Origin of the sequence: Prochlorococcus marinus CUG1416 (assembly GCF_017695965.1) — a bacterium.
GTDB lineage: Bacteria > Cyanobacteriota > Cyanobacteriia > PCC-6307 > Cyanobiaceae > Prochlorococcus_A.
The window spans coordinates 38,326-57,107 of record NZ_JAAORM010000004.1; the positions used below are offsets into that span (position 1 = coordinate 38,326).

The 18,782-nt window shown below is 33.2% G+C and carries 17 protein-coding genes and 1 pseudogene; 8 read left to right on the top strand and 10 right to left on the bottom strand.

What is annotated here, in order from left to right; genetic code table 11:
• Positions 1–4: 4 nt before the first annotated feature.
• Positions 5–757 (bottom strand): RNA methyltransferase, encoded by a 753-nt coding sequence (locus HA146_RS05600; RefSeq protein WP_209108592.1) that lies wholly within the window; start codon positions 755–757, stop codon positions 5–7.
• Positions 754–1,140, bottom strand: a complete 387-nt coding sequence (locus HA146_RS05605) for a c-type cytochrome (RefSeq protein WP_209108593.1) — start codon at positions 1,138–1,140, stop codon at positions 754–756. The genes HA146_RS05600 and HA146_RS05605 overlap by 4 nt, the downstream gene beginning before the upstream one ends.
• 55 nt (positions 1,141–1,195) lie before the next feature.
• On the opposite strand from HA146_RS05605, the gene petG reads away from it, so the two are divergent.
• Positions 1,196–1,315 carry a cytochrome b6-f complex subunit V gene (gene petG / locus HA146_RS05610; protein WP_209108594.1) on the top strand — a complete coding sequence of 40 codons (120 nt, stop codon included), beginning with the start codon at positions 1,196–1,198 and terminating at the stop codon, positions 1,313–1,315.
• Here the strand turns inward: petG and rsmD are convergent.
• From rsmD to HA146_RS05630, 4 genes and pseudogenes are all read right to left on the bottom strand, one after another.
• Positions 1,298–1,891 (bottom strand): annotated as a pseudogene (rsmD, locus tag HA146_RS05615) (16S rRNA (guanine(966)-N(2))-methyltransferase RsmD); the annotation flags it as partial. The gene petG and the pseudogene rsmD sit on opposite strands and share 18 nt — an antisense overlap.
• Positions 1,892–1,904: 13 nt before the next feature.
• The gene (hisH, locus tag HA146_RS05620) at positions 1,905–2,522 is read right to left on the bottom strand and encodes an imidazole glycerol phosphate synthase subunit HisH (RefSeq protein WP_209108596.1); all 618 of its coding nucleotides are present in this window, start codon (positions 2,520–2,522) and stop codon (positions 1,905–1,907) included.
• Between the two features lie 10 nt (positions 2,523–2,532).
• Complete coding sequence (trxA, locus tag HA146_RS05625; RefSeq protein ID WP_011376622.1) at positions 2,533–2,856, bottom strand: thioredoxin; 324 nt, start codon at positions 2,854–2,856, stop codon at positions 2,533–2,535.
• Between the two features lie 230 nt (positions 2,857–3,086).
• On the bottom strand, positions 3,087–4,250 hold the full coding sequence (locus HA146_RS05630; protein WP_209108699.1) for a GuaB3 family IMP dehydrogenase-related protein: 1,164 nt from the start codon (positions 4,248–4,250) through the stop codon (positions 3,087–3,089).
• 179 nt (positions 4,251–4,429) lie between these two features.
• Between HA146_RS05630 and gyrA the strand changes: the two genes are divergently transcribed.
• A complete protein-coding gene (gyrA, locus tag HA146_RS05635) occupies positions 4,430–7,042 on the top strand; it encodes a DNA gyrase subunit A (protein WP_209108597.1) in 2,613 nt (870 codons plus the stop codon).
• 9 nt (positions 7,043–7,051) lie between these two features.
• Positions 7,052–8,263, top strand: coding sequence for a lycopene beta cyclase (crtL, locus tag HA146_RS05640; protein ID WP_209108598.1), 1,212 nt, complete (start codon positions 7,052–7,054; stop codon positions 8,261–8,263).
• Positions 8,264–8,268: 5 nt separating this feature from the next.
• Here crtL and HA146_RS05645 read toward each other — a convergent pair whose 3' ends face one another.
• The gene (locus tag HA146_RS05645) at positions 8,269–9,852 is read right to left on the bottom strand and encodes a glycoside hydrolase family 57 protein (protein WP_209108599.1); all 1,584 of its coding nucleotides are present in this window, start codon (positions 9,850–9,852) and stop codon (positions 8,269–8,271) included.
• A 227-nt stretch (positions 9,853–10,079) separates the two neighbouring features.
• Between HA146_RS05645 and HA146_RS05650 the strand changes: the two genes are divergently transcribed.
• Together HA146_RS05650 and HA146_RS05655 are read left to right on the top strand one after the other, a co-directional pair.
• Positions 10,080–11,720, top strand: coding sequence for a 2-isopropylmalate synthase (locus tag HA146_RS05650; protein WP_209108600.1), 1,641 nt, complete (start codon positions 10,080–10,082; stop codon positions 11,718–11,720).
• Between the two features lie 81 nt (positions 11,721–11,801).
• On the top strand, positions 11,802–12,197 hold the full coding sequence (locus HA146_RS05655) for a hypothetical protein (protein WP_209108601.1): 396 nt from the start codon (positions 11,802–11,804) through the stop codon (positions 12,195–12,197).
• A 12-nt stretch (positions 12,198–12,209) separates the two neighbouring features.
• Here the strand turns inward: HA146_RS05655 and HA146_RS05660 are convergent, their stop codons facing one another.
• A complete protein-coding gene (locus HA146_RS05660; RefSeq protein WP_209108602.1) occupies positions 12,210–13,682 on the bottom strand; it encodes an HDIG domain-containing metalloprotein in 1,473 nt (490 codons plus the stop codon).
• Positions 13,683–13,756: 74 nt separating this feature from the next.
• Between HA146_RS05660 and folD the strand changes: the two genes are divergently transcribed.
• The 3 genes from folD to HA146_RS05675 are packed head-to-tail and all read left to right on the top strand — an operon-like array spanning position 13,757 to position 16,087.
• Positions 13,757–14,653 (top strand): bifunctional methylenetetrahydrofolate dehydrogenase/methenyltetrahydrofolate cyclohydrolase FolD, encoded by an 897-nt coding sequence (folD, locus tag HA146_RS05665; RefSeq protein ID WP_209108603.1) that lies wholly within the window; start codon positions 13,757–13,759, stop codon positions 14,651–14,653.
• A gap of 37 nt (positions 14,654–14,690) precedes the next feature.
• On the top strand, positions 14,691–15,593 hold the full coding sequence (gene crtE / locus HA146_RS05670; RefSeq protein WP_209108604.1) for a geranylgeranyl diphosphate synthase CrtE: 903 nt from the start codon (positions 14,691–14,693) through the stop codon (positions 15,591–15,593).
• A 14-nt stretch (positions 15,594–15,607) separates the two neighbouring features.
• Positions 15,608–16,087: a divergent PAP2 family protein gene (locus tag HA146_RS05675; protein ID WP_209108605.1), complete on the top strand. Its 480-nt coding sequence runs from the start codon at positions 15,608–15,610 to the stop codon at positions 16,085–16,087.
• Here the strand turns inward: HA146_RS05675 and HA146_RS05680 are convergent.
• Positions 16,084–17,475 (bottom strand): cobyrinate a,c-diamide synthase, encoded by a 1,392-nt coding sequence (locus HA146_RS05680; RefSeq protein ID WP_209108606.1) that lies wholly within the window; start codon positions 17,473–17,475, stop codon positions 16,084–16,086. The genes HA146_RS05675 and HA146_RS05680 overlap by 4 nt on opposite strands.
• 3 nt (positions 17,476–17,478) lie before the next feature.
• Positions 17,479–18,780: a glucose-6-phosphate dehydrogenase assembly protein OpcA gene (locus HA146_RS05685; RefSeq protein ID WP_209108607.1), complete on the bottom strand. Its 1,302-nt coding sequence runs from the start codon at positions 18,778–18,780 to the stop codon at positions 17,479–17,481.
• Between the last annotated feature and the right edge of the window lie 2 nt (positions 18,781–18,782).

Genomic DNA, 18,782 nt, shown 5'->3' on the forward strand with positions numbered 1-18,782 from the left:
ATACCTACTTATTTTTTTTTGAATTGTTCAAAAACCAGTTTATTTGATGGACAATTCCTCTTAAAACATTTATTTCGTGAATTGATGTATTTGCCCTATAAATATAATTCTTAAATTTACCTATTTTTGCTTTAGAGGTATGCTTAAGAAGATAACCAACTCCCAGAAGCATTTCCTCTATCTCCACAAATGAATCATGTATTTGTTTTGATGATGCAAGATTAAAAACTTCTAATTCCTTATTGATGTTTCCTTTGGAGGATTTATTAAATTCATACAAAACTATTGAAACTGCGTGTGAGAGATTCAAAGAAGGGTAATTCTGAGAAGTAGGGATATTGAAAGTCTTATTTGCCAGAAGTAATTCATCATTAGTTAAACCTCTATCTTCTCTTCCAAATATAATTGCTAAATTATTTATCTTTTTATAAGATAAAACCCAATTAAATATATCTTCAGAAGATGCAAACCCCGAATCTTTACTTACATCAATCCTTCCACAAGATGCGAGGACTAAATCACAATCAAAAATTGCTTTTTTAAGATCATCAAAAATCTTACAATTATAAAGATATTTTTTACCTTTAAGGGCCATTTTTTTTGCTTCTGAAGAAAAAATATCGCATTTTGGAGAAACAATTCTTAATTCTTCAACTTCAAAGTTGGAGCATAATCTTGCAACACTCCCAACATTTAAAGGACCATTTGGTTCAACTAATATGACCTTTAAATTAAAAAGATTTTTCTGCAAAATCATTCAAGGCTATGAAGGTATTTTAATAAATTAGACATATTTTCAGGATCAATTTCAAAACTTGGCATTGGAGGAGTAAGGCCACCAGTAACTTGTTTTATTATCTCTTTATCATTCAAACGTTGTGTTATTGAGTGTAAGTCTGGTCCCACTAATCCTCTTGCTGTAATTCCATGACATCCGACACAATTTGTCTTAAAAAGAGCATCTCCTTCCTTAGCAGAGCCATTAATTTGGAGAGTTTCAAGCATATATTTATTATCTTCATGATGATTCAAGAAAAATATCAAGAAACATATAAATAAAACAACAAAAACAATAAAAATCTTTTTCAAGAATTCTCTTTTATGATCTCTTTCTGCTGCAGATGATGAAGATGTTGACACAAAAAATAGTCTCTATGTAACAATTGTGAATAAGAAATTTAAAAAAAGCAAAAAAATGATCGAGCCTCTTCTATGTGGGATTGTTTTGGGGTTAGTTCCAATAACTCTTCTTGGATTATTCGTAAGTGCATGGAATCAATACAGGAGAGGTTCTGGAATGTTGGACCTTGATTAAAAATGTTAATCTTGACTGTCCATAATCTCTAACATCTATAATTTCCCATAAAGTACTTTTTTTAATATACAGGTTTGGAGAATGTTCACAAATAACTATTGAATCTTTTTTCAAAAAATTACAATTAAATATTTGAATTAAAACTAATTCATGGAAATTGACATCATATGGCGGGTCTAAATAAACAAAATCAAATTTTAATTTATTTAAATCCATAATTTTTGATGATAAGTTTCTCTCGTAATTTGGTTTTGTCCAGTTCAAAACATCTTTACAAATAACATCAATATCATTTTTTCTTACTTCGATATCTTGCAACGAAAGTAGATTTTTTAAACAAATTTTTGAGTTGTTTTTGTTTTTTTCAATTGCAATAATTTTTCTTGCACCATGATTATATGCTTCACAAGATATGGCCCCAGTTCCACTAAATAAATCTAACCAGTTACTATTTTCAACTCTATTATTCAATATATTAAATATAGCCTCCCTAACTCTTAAAGTTGTAGGTCTTGTGGAAATATTTTTTGGACTTTGGAGTCTTTTACCTCCAATTAATCTTAAGTTTGTCTTCATCAGTAATTATCAGTTATTGAATATTACTAAGCCATCTTCTCAAAAGTTTTTCTCCGGTTTTACCAGATTTTTCTGGATGAAATTGACAGGCCAATAAATTATCATTCTCAATAATCGCTGTTAATTTTTCAGAACCATAATTAACCTGAGCTGCAATAATATTGAAGTCATCTGGGATTGCATGATAGGAATGTACAAAATAGACCCAATTATTTAGTTCTTCTAGCTCTAATAAAGTATTTGTTTTTGTAGGTAAAAGTTTGCACCAACCCATGTGAGGGATTCTTTGATTGATGATATAAGGTATTTTTTGTATTTTTCCGTTTAAAATTCCAAGTCCTTGAACTTTTCCTTCATCACTAGATTCAAAAAGGAGTTGAAGACCTAAACAAATTCCTAAAAAAGACTTCCCAGTATTAATCCAGTTTTTCAAATCAGTTATCAAATCCGTATTTATAAGATTAATCATTGCAGGATCAAATGCTCCAACTCCGGGAAGTATTATCGCCTTACAATCCTTTGATTCATTAAAGTTTTTAATTAATAGTATTTCTTCTCCAAGACTTTCTAGAGATTTTGTTACGGAATGAATGTTACCCATCCCGTAGTCTATAAGTCCAATTTTATGCAAAGCTCTTTATTTATAAATGCTTAGTTAAAGTGCTGGAAAGAGTTGCTTTTGGGACAGCTCCAACAACAGTATCAACCTTTTGACCTCCTTTAAAGATCATTAATGTTGGAATACTTCTAATTCCATATTGACTCGCAACATTTGGGTTTTCATCTGTATTTAATTTAAAAACTTTAATTTTCCCTTCAAAGTCTTTTGAGATTTCTTCTACAACTGGTGCAACCATCCTACATGGGCCACACCATGGTGCCCAAAAATCAACCAATACTGGTAGATCACTTTGCAGTACATCCTTGTCAAATGAAGAATCAGTTACGGCTGGAGCTGATGACATAATTTACGTATTCCTTTTAGAAAATTTAGCAGGCAAATCTTTTAAGTGATGATTTCATTACAGATAAAATAAGATAAGTAACAAAATATCTAAAAAAGCCCGACTAATCGGGCGATTTAGTGTGTGAGGAGTATGGGGTTTCCCCCATCGTTTAATAATAACTCCTAATGCGAAAATTGTTCAATTAAATGCTTAATTAACTAAGTTTTTATAATTTTACTCAAAATAAACTATTTACCCATCCCAATCTGCTGAGCTTTTTGATAAACCTTACCCTCTGTTAGAAGAGATGGTGCAATAACTATTTCAACCTCTTGCATTTCTTTAATGTTTTTAGCCCCAAGGGTACTCATTGAAGTTCTAATAGCACCTAATAAATTATGTGTACCATCATCAAGTAAGGCAGGTCCTTTAATTATCCTTTCTAATGATCCTGTAGACCCAACTTCTATTCTTGTACCCCTTGGCAATAAAGGACTGGGAGTAGCCATACCCCAGTGAAATCCTTTACCTGGAGCATTTGAGGATTTAGCTATTGGCGAGCCAATCATTACAGCATCTGCACCACATGCTAAACATTTACAAATATCTCCTCCGGTCACAATTCCTCCATCCCCGATAATAGGAATATAACGACCACTTTCTCTAAAATAATCATCTCTTGCAGAACTACAATCAGCAATTGCAGTTGCTTGAGGGATTCCAATACCCAATACACCTCTTGAAGTACATGCTGCTCCAGGGCCTATACCAACCATTAATCCTGCTACTCCAGCATGCATAAGAAGTTTGGCAACTTCATAAGTAACACAATTGCCAGCTACAACTGGGACTTTCATAGATTTACAGAGATCTTTGATATTTAAGGTTTCTTTACCTTCCATACCAAGATGCTCAGTAGAAACGACGGTTCCTTGAAGGAAAAATAAATCTATATTGGAATTATTAAGGGTTTCTTTAAATTTAATGGCCGCCTGGGGAGTCCCACTAAAGGCAGCAATACCTCCTTTTTCTTTAACCTCATTTATTCTTTTTAAAATCAATTCCTCCTTAACGGATTCACTGTATATCCTCTGCATTAATGGAACAAAATCATTTTTCCCGACTGATGCTATTTGATTTAATATTTTATCAGGATTTTCATATCGTGTTTGTATGCCCTCCATATTAATAACACCAAGGGCACCTAATTTGGTAAGTTCTACAGCCGTATTAACATCAACGACGCTGTCCATAGCACTAGCCACAATTGGAACTTCTCTCTTTAAATCACCTAAGAACCATGAAGGATCAGTCAAATCGTAATCAAGTGTTCTTTCTCCAGGGACTAAAGCTATTTCATCAATGCCATAAGCCCTTCTGACTTTTTTGTTTAAACCAAGTTCAATATTCACGGAATTTTTCATTTATTCTGATTAAATTAACAACTAAAGGGGTAATAAGCCAAGGTTTATTCAAAAACAACAGTTTTTTTTTTTATTTGTGTGTAAATGTGAGTATTTGGGAATTAAATATATCTTTTTTTTTATTCATTCTGACAATCAGCGATTATTATTAAATAAAGGTTTTTTGTATGTCTGATATTGTAGATTCCGGGAACTCTGGATTAAGCGAAGATAACGATCGAATTATTCAGACCGACTTGAGAAATGAGATGTCTCGCTCTTATCTAGAGTATGCAATGAGCGTCATAGTTGGTCGTGCGCTTCCAGATGCAAGGGATGGATTAAAGCCTGTTCATAGAAGAATTCTTTATGCAATGTATGAACTTGGGTTAACTAGCGGCAGGCCTTACAGAAAATGTGCAAGAGTTGTTGGGGAAGTACTTGGCAAATACCACCCCCATGGTGACACTGCTGTTTATGATGCTTTGGTTAGGATGGCTCAGGATTTTTCTATGAGGATGCCACTTATAGATGGTCATGGAAATTTTGGTTCGGTAGATAACGACCCTCCCGCAGCCATGAGATATACAGAATCTCGTCTACAGTCTCTTACAGATGAAAGTTTATTAGAGGATATTGAATCTGAAACTGTAGATTTTGCTGATAACTTTGATGGTTCTCAACAAGAGCCTACAGTTTTACCTGCAAGAATCCCTCAACTACTTTTAAATGGGTCATCTGGAATAGCCGTAGGAATGGCAACTAATATTCCACCACATAATTTAGGAGAAGTAATCAATGGGCTCAAATCAATAATCAAAACTCCTTCGATTGAAGATAAAGAACTTTTTGAAATAATTAAGGGTCCTGATTTTCCCACTGGAGGTCAAATCTTAGGAAGAGATGGCATCAGAGAAACTTTCAAAACAGGAAGAGGTTCAATAACTATGAGAGGTGTAGCAAATATTGAGCAAATCAAATCAGCTGGTAGAGCTGAAAAAGATGCAGTAATAATTACGGAACTCCCCTTTCAAACTAACAAAGCGGGTTTGATAGAAAGAATTGCAGATATGGTTAATGAAAAAAGATTAGAAGGGATTTCTGATATTAGAGATGAAAGTGATCGAGATGGCATGAGAATTGTTATCGAGTTAAAAAGAGATGCCTATCCACAAGTAGTATTAAATAATTTATTTAAGTTAACCCCGCTACAAAATAACTTTAGTGCGAATATTCTAGCTCTCGTTAATGGAGAGCCCTCGACGCTCTCACTTAGAAAAATGTTAGATGTATTTCTAGATTTTAGAGTAGAGACAATAAGGCGAAGAACGCGATTTTTATTAAAAAAGGCAGAAGAAAGAGATCATATTGTGAAGGGTCTTTTATTAGCTTTAGGTGTGCTAGATGAAATTATCAATCTAATAAGATCAGCGAAAGATTCAACTTCAGCTCGAGAACAATTACAAACTGATCATGAATTATCTTCCATACAAGCAGACGCAATTTTACAAATGCAGTTAAGAAGATTAACAGCTCTTGAGGCCGATAAAATCAAATCAGAACATGATGAATTAACAAAAAAAATCGAACAATATCAGCAAATATTAAATAGTAATGAAAGAATTTTTGAAATTATTCTTGAAGAACTTAATAAAATAGATGAAAGATTCTCATCTCCCAGGAAAACAGAGATATTAGATCTAGGCGGTGGATTAGATGATATTGATCTCATAGCTAATGACAGATCAGTAGTTCTATTAACTGAAGCAGGTTATTTAAAGAGGATGCCTATTAATGAGTTTGAATCTACCAGTCGTGGTTCAAGGGGTAAAGCTGGCACAAAAACCCAAGAAGATGATGACGTGAAACTATTTATAAGCTGTAACGATCATGATACTCTTTTGCTTTTCAGTGATAGAGGAGTAGCTTATGCTCTCCCAGCATATAGAGTCCCTATGAGCAGCAGAACAGCAAAAGGTACTCCATCTGTTCAACTTCTTCCAATCCCTAGAGAAGAAAAGATAACTTCACTAGTTGCTGTGGATTCTTTTGTCGACGATAGTTATTTATTAATGTTAACCAAGGCTGGCTTTATTAAAAGAACTGCACTTTCTGCTTTCTCAAAAATTCGATCAAATGGATTAATAGCAATTAATCTTGAGGATGGAGATGCCCTAACTTGGGTCAGATTATCAAAAGAAGGTGATAGTGTTTTAATTGGATCAAAAACAGGAATGGCAATTCATTTCAGACTAGATATCAATGAATTAAGGCCACTTGGTAGGACAGCAAGAGGGGTTAAATCAATGAACTTGAGAGAAAGAGACAATCTAGTTTCCATGGACGTTTTAACATCTGATTTAGTTGATCAATTGGCTAAGATTGAGGATCTGACTAAAGAAACTGATGAAAATCTTGAAGTTAATTCTTCAGATGGTCCCTGGGTATTAATAGCCAGTGCATTTGGACTAGGAAAGAGAGTACCTGTAACTCAGTTTAGATTACAAAAAAGAGCAGGCATGGGCTTAAGAGCGATAAAATTCAGAATTAATGATGATGTACTGGTCTGTTTGAAGGTACTTGGCGAGGGAGAAGAATTACTTCTCGTAACCGAAAAAGGTGTAATAGTTAGAACAAACGCAGATAAAATTTCTCAGCAATCCAGAGCGGCTACTGGAGTAAAATTGCAAAGACTAGATGAAGGTGATCATTTATCAGAAGTGGTATTAGTTCCTCGTGAACAAATAGAGGAAACAGACCAACTTAGCTCAGATGAAGAGAATGAAAAGACCAATGGCTAATTAAATAATATGGAAATACTTGATATTTTAATTTTAGGTTCTGGTCCTGCAGCATTATGTTTAGCTTCAGAATTAGCCAGACAGGATCTAAATATAAAGGGAATATCAACTAAATCTCCAAATGAAAAATGGGAAAATACATATGGTATATGGGCATCTGAATTAGAGGAATTAGGATTAGAGTCTTTGTTATCTCACAGATGGTGTAAAACAGTTAGTTTTTTTGGGAATGGAGAAAATAAAAAGGGTGATACTCCGACAAAACATAACTACGATTATGGTTTAATAAATCAAGACGCCTTTCAAAATGAACTTTTGAAAAAATGTAAAGGAATTGAATGGTTAAATGAAACAGCAAAAGAAATTAGAGAAAAAAATAAACTATCTGAGGTAATTTGTTTATCAGGTCTAAGAATAAAGGCGAGATTAGTTATTGACGCAAGTGGTCATAAAAGTAATTTTGTAAAAAGACCAGTTCAAAATGAAATCGCTCAACAAGCTGCATATGGGATTGTGGGTAAATTTTCATCGCCACCAGTTAATAAAGAACAGTTTGTTTTAATGGATTTTCGTCCAAATCATTTAAATAATGAAGAAAAATTATCTTCTCCTTCCTTTCTTTATGCAATGGATCTAGGAAATGGAACTTTTTTTGTTGAAGAAACATCATTAGCTAGTTATCCGGCATTATCGCAAGAAAATCTAAAAGAAAGACTTTTCAAAAGACTGAATAGTAAGGGTATTAAGGTAAATGAAATTTTTCATGAAGAGAAATGCCTTTTCCCAATGAATTTACCCCTCCCATTTAAAAAACAGTTTGTACTTGGTTTTGGAGGGGCCGCAAGTATGGTGCATCCTGCATCAGGCTACATGATCGGATCTTTATTAAGAAGGGCTCCACTCCTTGCAGAAAAATTGGCGATCTTTTTAAAAGAACCTCATCTAAGTTCTCTAGAGCTAGCAACAAAAGGTTGGGATATCCTATGGCCTTACGAGTTAACACAAAGGCATAAACTTTACCAATATGGTCTAAGAAGATTAATGAGTTTTGACGAAAGTAGATTAAGAAGCTTTTTTTCAAATTTCTTTAGATTATCTACGAATGAATGGGTGGGTTTTCTTACTAATACACTTCCACTTCCAAAACTAATTTACGTAATGAGTAAGATGTTTATAAATTCACCTTTAAAAGTAAAACTAGGAATGCTTAAGTTAAATTAGTATTTTTATTTTCGCCAATCATCAATATTAATATCTGGGAAAACATTATCCTCTTCCTCAATATCTTCAAGAAATTTTAAATTAATATTGGAATGATTTTTAATCATTCCAATTAATTTCCAGAACCTGAACAAGTGTCTTTCTATCCTTTCCTTTGCAAGTTCAGTTGTAGTTCCAGCTCTTAGGATAAAACTCCAATCAGAGGACTCAGAGAGAAGTAATTCTCTTGCTGCTTGCTTGAAAAATCTTTGAGATAAGTCATCATCAAAATTTATCGAGCATAAATCAACAAAAGTAGAGCCTGCTTTTGTGATTTCGGGAACGATCCATGCATTTGCATCATTAATCCAGTAATCATGGTAACCACCTTGGCCCCAGCTTGATGGAGATGGATCACAAATTTGAAGATTTGGCTTTTGAAGTAAAAATTCTTTTAAATTTGTAAGCTTAATTGAATATTTACTGGAGTTCATTAAAATATTTTTAATAAAAAAAGGGCCCTCATACCACCAATGACCAAATAACTCTGCATCAAATGGAGCTACCAATAAGGGATTAAAGGAAGAAGATAAAGTTAATTTTTCTAATTGTTTGGATCTCGCAAGAAGATAAGCATCAGCATGTTCTGCCGCCTTCTTTTTGGCTTGATTTTCTAAGTAAAACTCCTTTTCCCCTAATGGCACGTTTTCATCAGTAATCTTATGAAACTTTAAACCCAAAGGTCTTTTAGTTGAGATACCTTTCTTTTGGAGCTTAGAGATAGGTAATTCCCAACCCAAATCTTTATGAAATTCCCTGTAAACTTTATCGCCTGGGAATCCTTCCTTAGCAGACCAAACGGGCAAGGTTGACTCACTATCTCTACCGAAGAATGCAACTCCTTTTTTAGAACATATTGGGGCATATACACCATACCTAGGTCTTGGAGCAGCATTTAGGATCCCATGACCGTCTAAGATTGCATATCTAATTCCAGAATTAAATAATATTTCATCTAAATTTTCATAATATGCACATTCAGGCAACCAAATACCTAAGGGCTTAGTTCCAAAAATATTTTCATGGCTCTTAATGGCTGTTTTAATTTGTCCGTTAACAGTTTCAGGATTCTCTCTTAATATTGGTAAATATCCATGTGTAGCGGCACAAGTAAGAATATCTAAATTTCCAGATTTATTTAAAGCATTAAACTTCTCAATTAAGTTTCCAGAACATTCTTGCCAATATAAGTATTTCTCATCGAGATTCTTAGTTAAAAATGCTGAGGCATTTTTTTCCTTACCTTCTAAATCATTCAAGAAATCATTCCTTGTTTTAATCCAGATTGGGAAAGTGTCTTGAATTTGTTTATTATCTAGAAGTGATAATAATGTTGGAGACAAACTAATAGTAAGTTTTGTATTTAGAGGATTTTCTTTTTTAGAGGATTCTATTGCTTGAAGGAGTGGTATATAGCATTCCAAAATGGCCTGAAATAACCAATCCTCTTCTAAAGAGTTTTTTTCATTTTTCCTTACATAAGGAAGATGAGCATGTAAAACTATCGCTAACTGACCTAAGATATTTTTGTTTGGGTATTGCCCATTCATATTTTTTATAATTTATGCCTAAAATTCTATAAAAAATCAAGATTAACCTTTTATAAAAGGGAAGCTTAATTCTTAATAAGAATACTTTAATAAAATAAATATTTTATTTTTTTTTCAATATTTTAACCAATATTGTTAAGTAATAATCCTATTGCAAATTTTAATTGAATAAAAATCTAGTCAATTTTTTTTAATTAGCTTAATATAAGTTTAAGTAATTACTGTTTATGTCCAAAGATCCTGGAAGAATTTTGATCTTTGATACAACTCTTCGAGATGGAGAGCAATCTCCTGGTGCCAGTTTAAATCTTGAAGAAAAACTTGCTATCGCCCATCAATTAGCAAGATTGGGAGTAGATGTTATTGAGGCTGGATTCCCTTTTGCAAGTCCCGGAGATTTTAAAGCTGTTAATAAAATTGCTGGTGCTGTAGGGAAAGAAAATGGTCCCATAATATGTGGTTTAGCTAGAGCTTCAAAGGGCGACATAAAAGCATGTTATGAAGCAGTGAGTCCAGCTCCCATGAAAAGAATACATACTTTTATTGCAACAAGTGATATCCATCTAAAACATAAACTTAAAAAATCCAGAAAAGATGTTCTTCAAATAGTTCCAGAAATGGTTAATTATGCAAAATCATTGGTAGATGATATTGAGTTTTCTTGTGAAGATGCCTCAAGGAGTGATCCTGATTTTTTATATGAAGTAATTCAACTAGCAATCTCTGCAGGAGCGACAACCATAAATATCCCAGATACTGTTGGATTTACAACCCCTACTGAATTTGGTAAATTAATTGCCGATATAAATAAAAATGTTCCAAATATTGATGAGGCAGTAATATCTGTTCATGGTCATAATGATTTAGGTTTAGCAGTTGCCAATTTTCTAGAGGCAGTAAAAAATGGAGCAAGACAATTAGAATGTACGATTAATGGAATTGGAGAAAGAGCAGGAAATGCCTCTCTAGAAGAATTAGTAATGGCATTGCATGTAAGGAAAAGCTTTTTTAATAGTTTTTTCAAAAGAAATCCAGATTCACCAACGCCTCTTACAGCTATAAGAACAAAAGAGATAACAAAAACCTCTAGGCTCGTTTCCAACCTAACTGGAATGACAGTTCAACCTAATAAAGCAATTGTGGGAGCTAACGCTTTTGCACATGAATCAGGAATTCATCAGGATGGAGTCTTAAAAAATAGACTAACTTACGAAATTATCGATGCAAAAACTGTAGGTTTGAGTGACAACAAAATATCCTTGGGAAAACTTAGTGGAAGAAGTGCAGTAAGAGCAAGATTAGAAGAGATGGGATATGACTTAAATAGGGAGGATTTGAATGACGCTTTTGCTCGTTTTAAGGATTTAGCTGATAGGAAAAGAGAAATTACTGATAGAGACTTAGAAGCAATTGTTAGTGAACAAGTACAGCTTCCAGAAGCTAAATTTCAATTAAGTCTTGTACAAGTAAGTTGCGGTAACGCATCTAAACCTACAGCCACCATCACTCTTCTAAACACTGAAGATAATACTGAGGATACTGCTGTATCAATAGGGACTGGACCTGTTGATGCTGTATGCAAGGCTTTAAATAAATTAGCTAAAGTTCCTAATGAATTAATTGAATTTTCTGTAAAGTCGGTAACAGAAGGTATTGATGCGTTGGGCGAAGTAACAATAAGAATAAGAAGGGATAATAAGATATATTCTGGTCATTCTGCGGACACGGATGTTGTTGTTGCAGCTGCAACTGCTTACGTTAATGCTATAAATAGGCTTGTATTTTCTGAGAAAAAAAATTCAATTCACCCACAGTTTGATAATTTAGAAAATTCCGAAAAAACATTTATATCTAATCCTGCAAATTAAAATATTTCTTAGGATTATTAAGTAGCTTTAAAAACAGTCTCGTCATACTGTAGATTAATCAAATAGTTAAAGCAGTAAATAATGAGGGAAAGGGTAATTGGATATTGGACTTTAGCCTGGTTAGGATTGATTTCCAACATAATTGCTCTACCATTCATAACTTTAATCATTATATACGTACCTCCACTGAGAGCTGCCAACATTACGTTAGCCAGTAGCCTTGGCTGGCCTGCAGCGATAGTTGGGATAGTTGCATCTTCTGCTCTATTAGCAGAGAGAAAATGGGGTGTTACATTGACACTAGTATCACTATCAATGGTGATTGCTGGAACGGCACCATATTCTATTGTTAGATTAATAAGGCTAAAAGAAGGTATTTTTGGAATTGGTAGTTTTACCTTTTTAATTACTTTGCTTAGCATCATGGCCCTCTTATATTGGTGTAACCCAAAACATAGAAGAACTATTAGGCTATAGAATAAAAATTAACTAAGAAAAAGTATTATTCTTGCTAGTTGGATACTGAATTCTTCTATGTCTAATTCTTCTCCACACATTCAAGAATGCCCTTTTTATTAAAAAAATTTCTCCTTTCGATAAATTACTATCGTCTAATTGCCCATCTTTCTGACGCGAGTAGATAATATTAGATATTGTTTCCAAAGCTTCTTTATCCGATGCATTAATATTCATAGCTCTTAGTGCTGCTTCACATCCATCTGCAAGCATTAAAATAGCTGTTTCTTTTGACTGAGGAATAGGGCCTTTGTATCTAAAATAATATTCATCAATGTTGAGATTTTTTTCTTTAGCTTTTTGAAAAAAATATCCCATTTTTAAGGTACCTTGATGTTCAGGGATAAAATTAGTTATCAGTTTAGGTAGTCTATTTTTTCTTGCAAATTTCAATCCTTCATCAACGTGTGCCTGTAATACTTCTGCACTTTTAATCGGATCATCTAATTCGTCATGCGGATTTTTTGAACCATCCTGATTTTCGATAAACCAATTAGGTGCATGTAATTTACCAACATCATGATATAAAGCGCCAGTTTTAATTAGATCAATATCACCACCAATCATTCTTGTTGCTTCCTCTGCTAAACCACATATAAGTAAGGTATGTTCAAAAGTACCAGGAGCTTCAAGAGACAATCTTCTAATTAGAGGTTTCTCCTTATCAGCCAATTCGAGTAATCTTGCTTTAGTTAATAATCCGAATATTGATTCAAAAATAGGAATAAATAAAATAGTAAAAAGCATTACTATTGCCAATAATAAGGAATCAGAAAATAAATTTCCTTTTGCTAAAACAAAATCTTGCTTATTAATAAGAGATATTTCATCTTTACCAATCAATATCCATTGACTCAAGAACGATCCTATGGGGACAAAAATTGATAGCTGAAGTAACTGAGCTCTACTTCTTATTCTTCCTCCAAGTAGAGATACTACTGAAGCGCAAACTAATAAAATAAAAAATATATTATTATTTATAGCAAATGCTGGGTCTGGCCAACTAAAGCTTGCTATTGATACCCAAGCTAATGCTGTTATGCTTCCCATTCCTTGAGATATTATTAATGCAGGTGGAATTATAATAGCTAATGGACTTACGGTTGAAGCAAAGGCTAATTTCGTGGCTTGTACTGCTAAAAGAAGAGTAATGATCAAGAAGATCTGTCTTGAAGAAATTGTGGGATTCTCTTTTTTTGAAACTAATATCAAAATTCCTGAACTAAAAAGTATTTCAGTAAAGGTCAAAAGCCAAGAAAAAATATCTGCGGAATTTAAAGGCGAGATAAGAAGTAGTTTATAAGAAGAAATTATTGAAATTAAAATGCATACTAAAAAAATTATGAGATTATCTATTCTTGTAATTTTAATTGGTTGTTTTACAGGAAATTGACTTCGCCTCCAAAGATAAAACAGTTTCTTTAATGTAGTTGTGATGTTTTGCACAGAATATAAATAAATCTATTTGAATAATTTAAAATTATAGGCATGCTAGGTGTAAAAAGGAGATGTTTTTCTAAATGTCATTAAAATTAGACGGTAAAAAATTATCTCTTGAAATTGAAGAAAGATTATTTGATTATATCTCTAGTAATAAAAAAATTGCAAAAAGAGCTCCAGGTTTAGCTGTAATAAGAATAGGTGAAGACCCTGCTAGTGGTGTTTACGTTAATAACAAGGAAAAAGCATGTTCAAGGATTGGAATAAAGAGCTTTATCTTTCATCTAAAAGATAGTGTAGAGCAAAAAGAAGTTGAACAATTGATAATCAAACTTAATTCTGATAAGGATATTGATGGAATGTTGCTACAACTTCCCATCCCAAAGAAGTTTGATGAGCAAAAACTGATCAGTCATATTAATCCAGGCAAAGATGTAGATGGATTAAATGAGATGAACATCGGCAAATTAGTGAAAAATGAGCCTGCGATGAGATCATGCACACCAGCAGGAATTATTAACTTATTAAGATCCCAAAATATTACAATTGAAGGTAAGAAAATTGTTGTTATCGGAAGAAGTTTGCTTGTTGGAAAACCCCTATCGCTTATGTTGTTGAATCTAAATGGCACGGTAACAATGACTCATTCAAAAACATTAAATTTGAATAAAGTCTGTAGAGAAGCCGATATTCTAATTGCGGCCGCAGGAAAACCCAATCTTGTAGATTCGAGTTTTGTGAAAGAAGGAGCAGTAATTATTGATGTTGGAATACATAGATTAAAAAGTTCCGATAAAAATCAAACCAGATTATGTGGAGATGTATTATTAGAAGATGTCATTTCTAAAGTATTTGCTTATACACCTGTACCAGGAGGTGTTGGACCAATGACAGTAACAATGTTACTTGTAAATACTATTTTTAGCTGGCAAAAACAATTTGGTTTATCATCAACTCTTAATGACCTTTTGCCATAAACTCCAAGATGAAAATTTTCTTTACTAAAGGTATAAAATGACTGAAGTTGTAAGTAGTATTTCTGATTTTGAAAAATATCTTAAAAACACAAAAAAGGTTGTAGAAGAAGCACTTGATTTTTCCTTGGGCCCTGAGAATCCAGAAATTTTAAGAGAATCAATGAGATATTCCCTTTTAGCTGGAGGGAAAAGAATACGTCCAATTTTATGTTTAGCATCTTGCTCACTCGCTGGAGGAGAACCCTCTCTTGCTGTTCCTACTGCAGTAGCAATAGAAATGATACATACAATGTCCTTGATTCATGATGATCTGCCCGCGATGGATAATGATGACCTGAGGAGAGGTAGGCCGACAAATCATAAAGTATATGGAGATGCAATAGCTATTCTTGCAGGCGATGCTTTATTAACCAGGGCCTTTGAAATGGTCTCTTTAAGAAGCCCTGGAGTAGATCCAAATAGATTATTAAATGTAATTGGCGAATTATCCCTAGTAGCTGGTGCACCAGGCCTAGTCGGGGGGCAAGTTGTTGATTTGGAATGCGAAGGCAAAGAAGTCGACCTTAAAACTCTCGAATATATTCATCTTCATAAGACTGGGGCATTATTAAAGGCTTGCGTAAGAACAGGCGCGATGATAGCAGGCGCTAACGAAAAACTATTACAAGCTCTAACAACATATGCAGAGGGAATTGGTTTAGCCTTCCAAATAATAGATGATATTCTTGATTTAACTTCAAGCAGTGAAAAGCTTGGTAAAACTGCAGGCAAAGATCTTTTAGCTGACAAAACTACTTACCCTAAATTACTTGGAATGGAGGAGTCAAAGAAAAGAGCATTTGACTTAGTTGAAAAAGCAAAAAAAGCAATTGAACCTTGGGGTGCAGATGCAAATTATTTAATATCGTTAGCCGACTTTATTACAAATAGAGACAGATAATTAGTTTTAATTTTATGTCTGATTTCTTTTCCTTTTTTAATAATTCAGTTCTTTTCTGGAGCTTATTATCCTGTTTACTAGCTCAATTTTTTAAAATTTTATTCAATTTCTTTTCAACTGGAGAGATAAGGTTTGGGATTATGTTCGAAACGGGTGGTATGCCTTCTAGTCATTCCGCCTTAATAACTGGTGCTGCATCTGGGATAGGTTATGAATTGGGATTTGATAGCTCAATATTCGCATTATCAGTTGCTGTAGCACTAATAGTTATGTATGACGCCAGTGGTGTTAGAAAATCAGCTGGGATTCAAGCTGCAGAAATCAATAAACTATCAAAAAAACTAGACCCTAAATCTGAATTACTCTTAAAAGAAACCCTGGGCCATACAAAAATTGAGGTCATGGTGGGGAGTTTTTTAGGACCATTAATTACTTTGCCTGGAATGTTTTTTTTAGGTTCTCCTCTCAAAATATTTAATTTGATAATAAATTAGGAATCCTTTGAAAAACTAAGTTGGGTTGCATCTATAAAGTTTTTTGCGACTTCCGGAGAACTTGGTAAATGTAAGTGAATCCAACTTGCATGTAATTTTTCATCAAAATAACCTTCATTTTTGTATTCAGTTTTCCAAGATTTAATTTTCCATGGAGAAGAAAGTTTCTTATGATGCTCAGCTTTTCCTAAATCAAGTTCAGATAAATTATTCTCAATTTCCCAATAATGAAATTCATGTCCTCTAATTAATTGATTTTGTTTAATGATCGGAGTATCTTTTAAACCCTCAATGTATCTATAACCTACTGAAAGTTTACTTTTTTTTGATCTAAAAGGCAGGATGCCACTCATTTTATGATAATTACCATTTTCATCTTTTATAAAGTCTCCTAAAATCATCATCCCTCCGCACTCTGCATATATAAATCTATTTTTGCGGAATTTCCTTAACGAATTTAAGCTTTTTTTAGAATTACTTATATGATCAGCATATTTTTCAGGAAAACCTCCCGGAATAATTAAAGAAGAAGCCTCATTAGGGATTTCTTCATCATCATAAATACTCCATGAAATCAATGGTATGCCTATTTCACTCAAAAACTCCTTGGTTTCGGGGTATTGAAAATGAAAGATTTTATCTTCTGCAATGGCGATGGGTTTACTTTTGTCTATTATAAAATCTTCAAAACTGACAGAATTAAATATTTTCTTTTGAGGAGATTTTAGGAATTTAATAAGAGAAAACACATTAAGATTTCTTGCGGCAAAATTTGCAAAATATTCAACATCAATTTCTTTATCATTATCCAATGGAGATATCAAACCTAAATTAGCTTTGTTTAAAGTTATTTTTGAATCAGATGGTAAAAAACCAAGAATTTCGAAATCTTCATTTTTAAAAACTTCTTTGATTAATTTTTTATGTCTATCTGAATTAACGTTGTTAAATATAATTCCTGCTATTGATAACTTACTATCGAAGTCTCTAAAACCTCGAACAGTCGCCAAAAGAGAAGCTACTTGACCTCTAGCATTAACAATAAAAATTACTGGAGCATTGAGAAGTTTAGAGATATTTGCTGTACTGGAATAGGTTGTTGCCCCTAATCCATCAAATAGACCCATTGCTCCTTCAATTAATGAGAATTCATATTTCAAAGAATGTTTAAAGAAGCTTGATTGAACCCATTCCTCACCACTTAAAAAAATATCTAAATTCCTACAAATCGGTTGGCCAATTGAACTAAGTTGTTGTTGATCAAGATAATCTGGGCCAACCTTGAAAGTTTGTATCTTTATACCTTTTGAGAACGCCCAACAAGATATCAAAAGCGATAATGTAGTTTTACCACTATCACTTGAAGGAGAAGATATTACACAAGGCATTTATTAGTTATTAAAACCATTAAATATTTGAAGGGCTATTTTAATAGAATTTTCGAAAAGAGGACTTGTATTACCTCTACTACTTCCCAATAATTTACTAACATCATACTCTGATGTAGAAAAAGAATTTGGAACAACTTGTTCTATTAATTCCATATTAGCCATTCCCCCTGCTTCAAGTCTCATACATTCCACTGATTCACAGCCAAGTATTACACAAGTGTTATTTTTTTGAACCTCACTAATTTTTGAAATCAACCTCAATCCAATAACTTGTCCTAAATGAATACTTGGATTTCCTAAAGATAAGGGATTAATTGATGCAGAAATTATTTCGCCATTGATTCTTTCAAACTCTATTTTTGTTGATTCTTTATCCCTTTCAACTCTTAAAAAAGACCAACCAAGTTTATCGCAAAGCCATGAAATCAAAAACAAAGATTGAATCATATGATCTCCTGCGATATCAATGTCAATATCAGTAATATGATCTAAAATCGGCCTCCTCGAAGGCGGATCAAATATCATTGCCAATGATTCCCTCCAATTTTTCAACCTAACCCAATTCAAATCATTAATAGCTTTATTTGAATTATTTAATTGATCTAAAACTTTTAAACATCTGTTAGGCGATCCAAGAGCAGTATCAATGATTAACCTTAGACCATAATTAGTAAAATATTCGAAGATTTCAGGAGATTCATCCAAGCTTCCATTCCACCACAACCATAAAGGTAATTCATCAATAGATAATTCATCAATTATTTTTAATCCTTTATTGGATATTGAGGCTGAGTCCCCCCTAATAACAACTAAGTCCCCACATATAGGTTGCAAAGCTGGAGTGTCACTTAATGGACAATAAGCTGATACAAAAGTTTTGATATCTGAATTTTTATTTAACGTTGGCGCTAGAGTTATTAATCTTCTTGGGTTCAATGTACTTATTGATGATTCAAAAAATTGTCCTCTAAAGTCTTCAAAGTCTTTATTAGATAAATTTTCCTTCAACAAATTCAATAGCTCTTCACTATTAAGGGAAGTAGTGATAGGAAGTCCTTGATCTAATATAAATTTTTTAGCAACTTCAATTATCTCTGGACTTAAATTTCCAGTAATTGGTCCATTTACTAATCCTTTTTGAACCAAACATTGTTCTAGCCAAGCAGGCTGCCAGACTATTAATGTAAAAGTATTAGCCCCAGTATTATCTTTATTTTCTGAAATCCATAATTTATTAAGGTAATTAGAAATCTCCTGATAAGGTAGCTCTAATGGGGTTTGGAGTGTTAGTTGAGGTTTCATTT

Coding starts and splice junctions, on each gene's coding strand:
- HA146_RS05600 (WP_209108592.1), bottom strand. CDS start 757: ATGATTTTGCAGAAAAATCTTTTTAATTTAAAGGTCATATTAGTTGAA.
- petG (WP_209108594.1), top strand. CDS start 1,196: ATGATCGAGCCTCTTCTATGTGGGATTGTTTTGGGGTTAGTTCCAATA.
- trxA (WP_011376622.1), bottom strand. CDS start 2,856: ATGTCATCAGCTCCAGCCGTAACTGATTCTTCATTTGACAAGGATGTA.
- gyrA (WP_209108597.1), top strand. CDS start 4,430: ATGTCTGATATTGTAGATTCCGGGAACTCTGGATTAAGCGAAGATAAC.
- crtL (WP_209108598.1), top strand. CDS start 7,052: ATGGAAATACTTGATATTTTAATTTTAGGTTCTGGTCCTGCAGCATTA.
- HA146_RS05645 (WP_209108599.1), bottom strand. CDS start 9,852: ATGAATGGGCAATACCCAAACAAAAATATCTTAGGTCAGTTAGCGATA.
- HA146_RS05650 (WP_209108600.1), top strand. CDS start 10,080: ATGTCCAAAGATCCTGGAAGAATTTTGATCTTTGATACAACTCTTCGA.
- HA146_RS05655 (WP_209108601.1), top strand. CDS start 11,802: ATGAGGGAAAGGGTAATTGGATATTGGACTTTAGCCTGGTTAGGATTG.
- folD (WP_209108603.1), top strand. CDS start 13,757: ATGTCATTAAAATTAGACGGTAAAAAATTATCTCTTGAAATTGAAGAA.
- crtE (WP_209108604.1), top strand. CDS start 14,691: ATGACTGAAGTTGTAAGTAGTATTTCTGATTTTGAAAAATATCTTAAA.
- HA146_RS05675 (WP_209108605.1), top strand. CDS start 15,608: ATGTCTGATTTCTTTTCCTTTTTTAATAATTCAGTTCTTTTCTGGAGC.
- HA146_RS05680 (WP_209108606.1), bottom strand. CDS start 17,475: ATGCCTTGTGTAATATCTTCTCCTTCAAGTGATAGTGGTAAAACTACA.
- HA146_RS05685 (WP_209108607.1), bottom strand. CDS start 18,780: ATGAAACCTCAACTAACACTCCAAACCCCATTAGAGCTACCTTATCAG.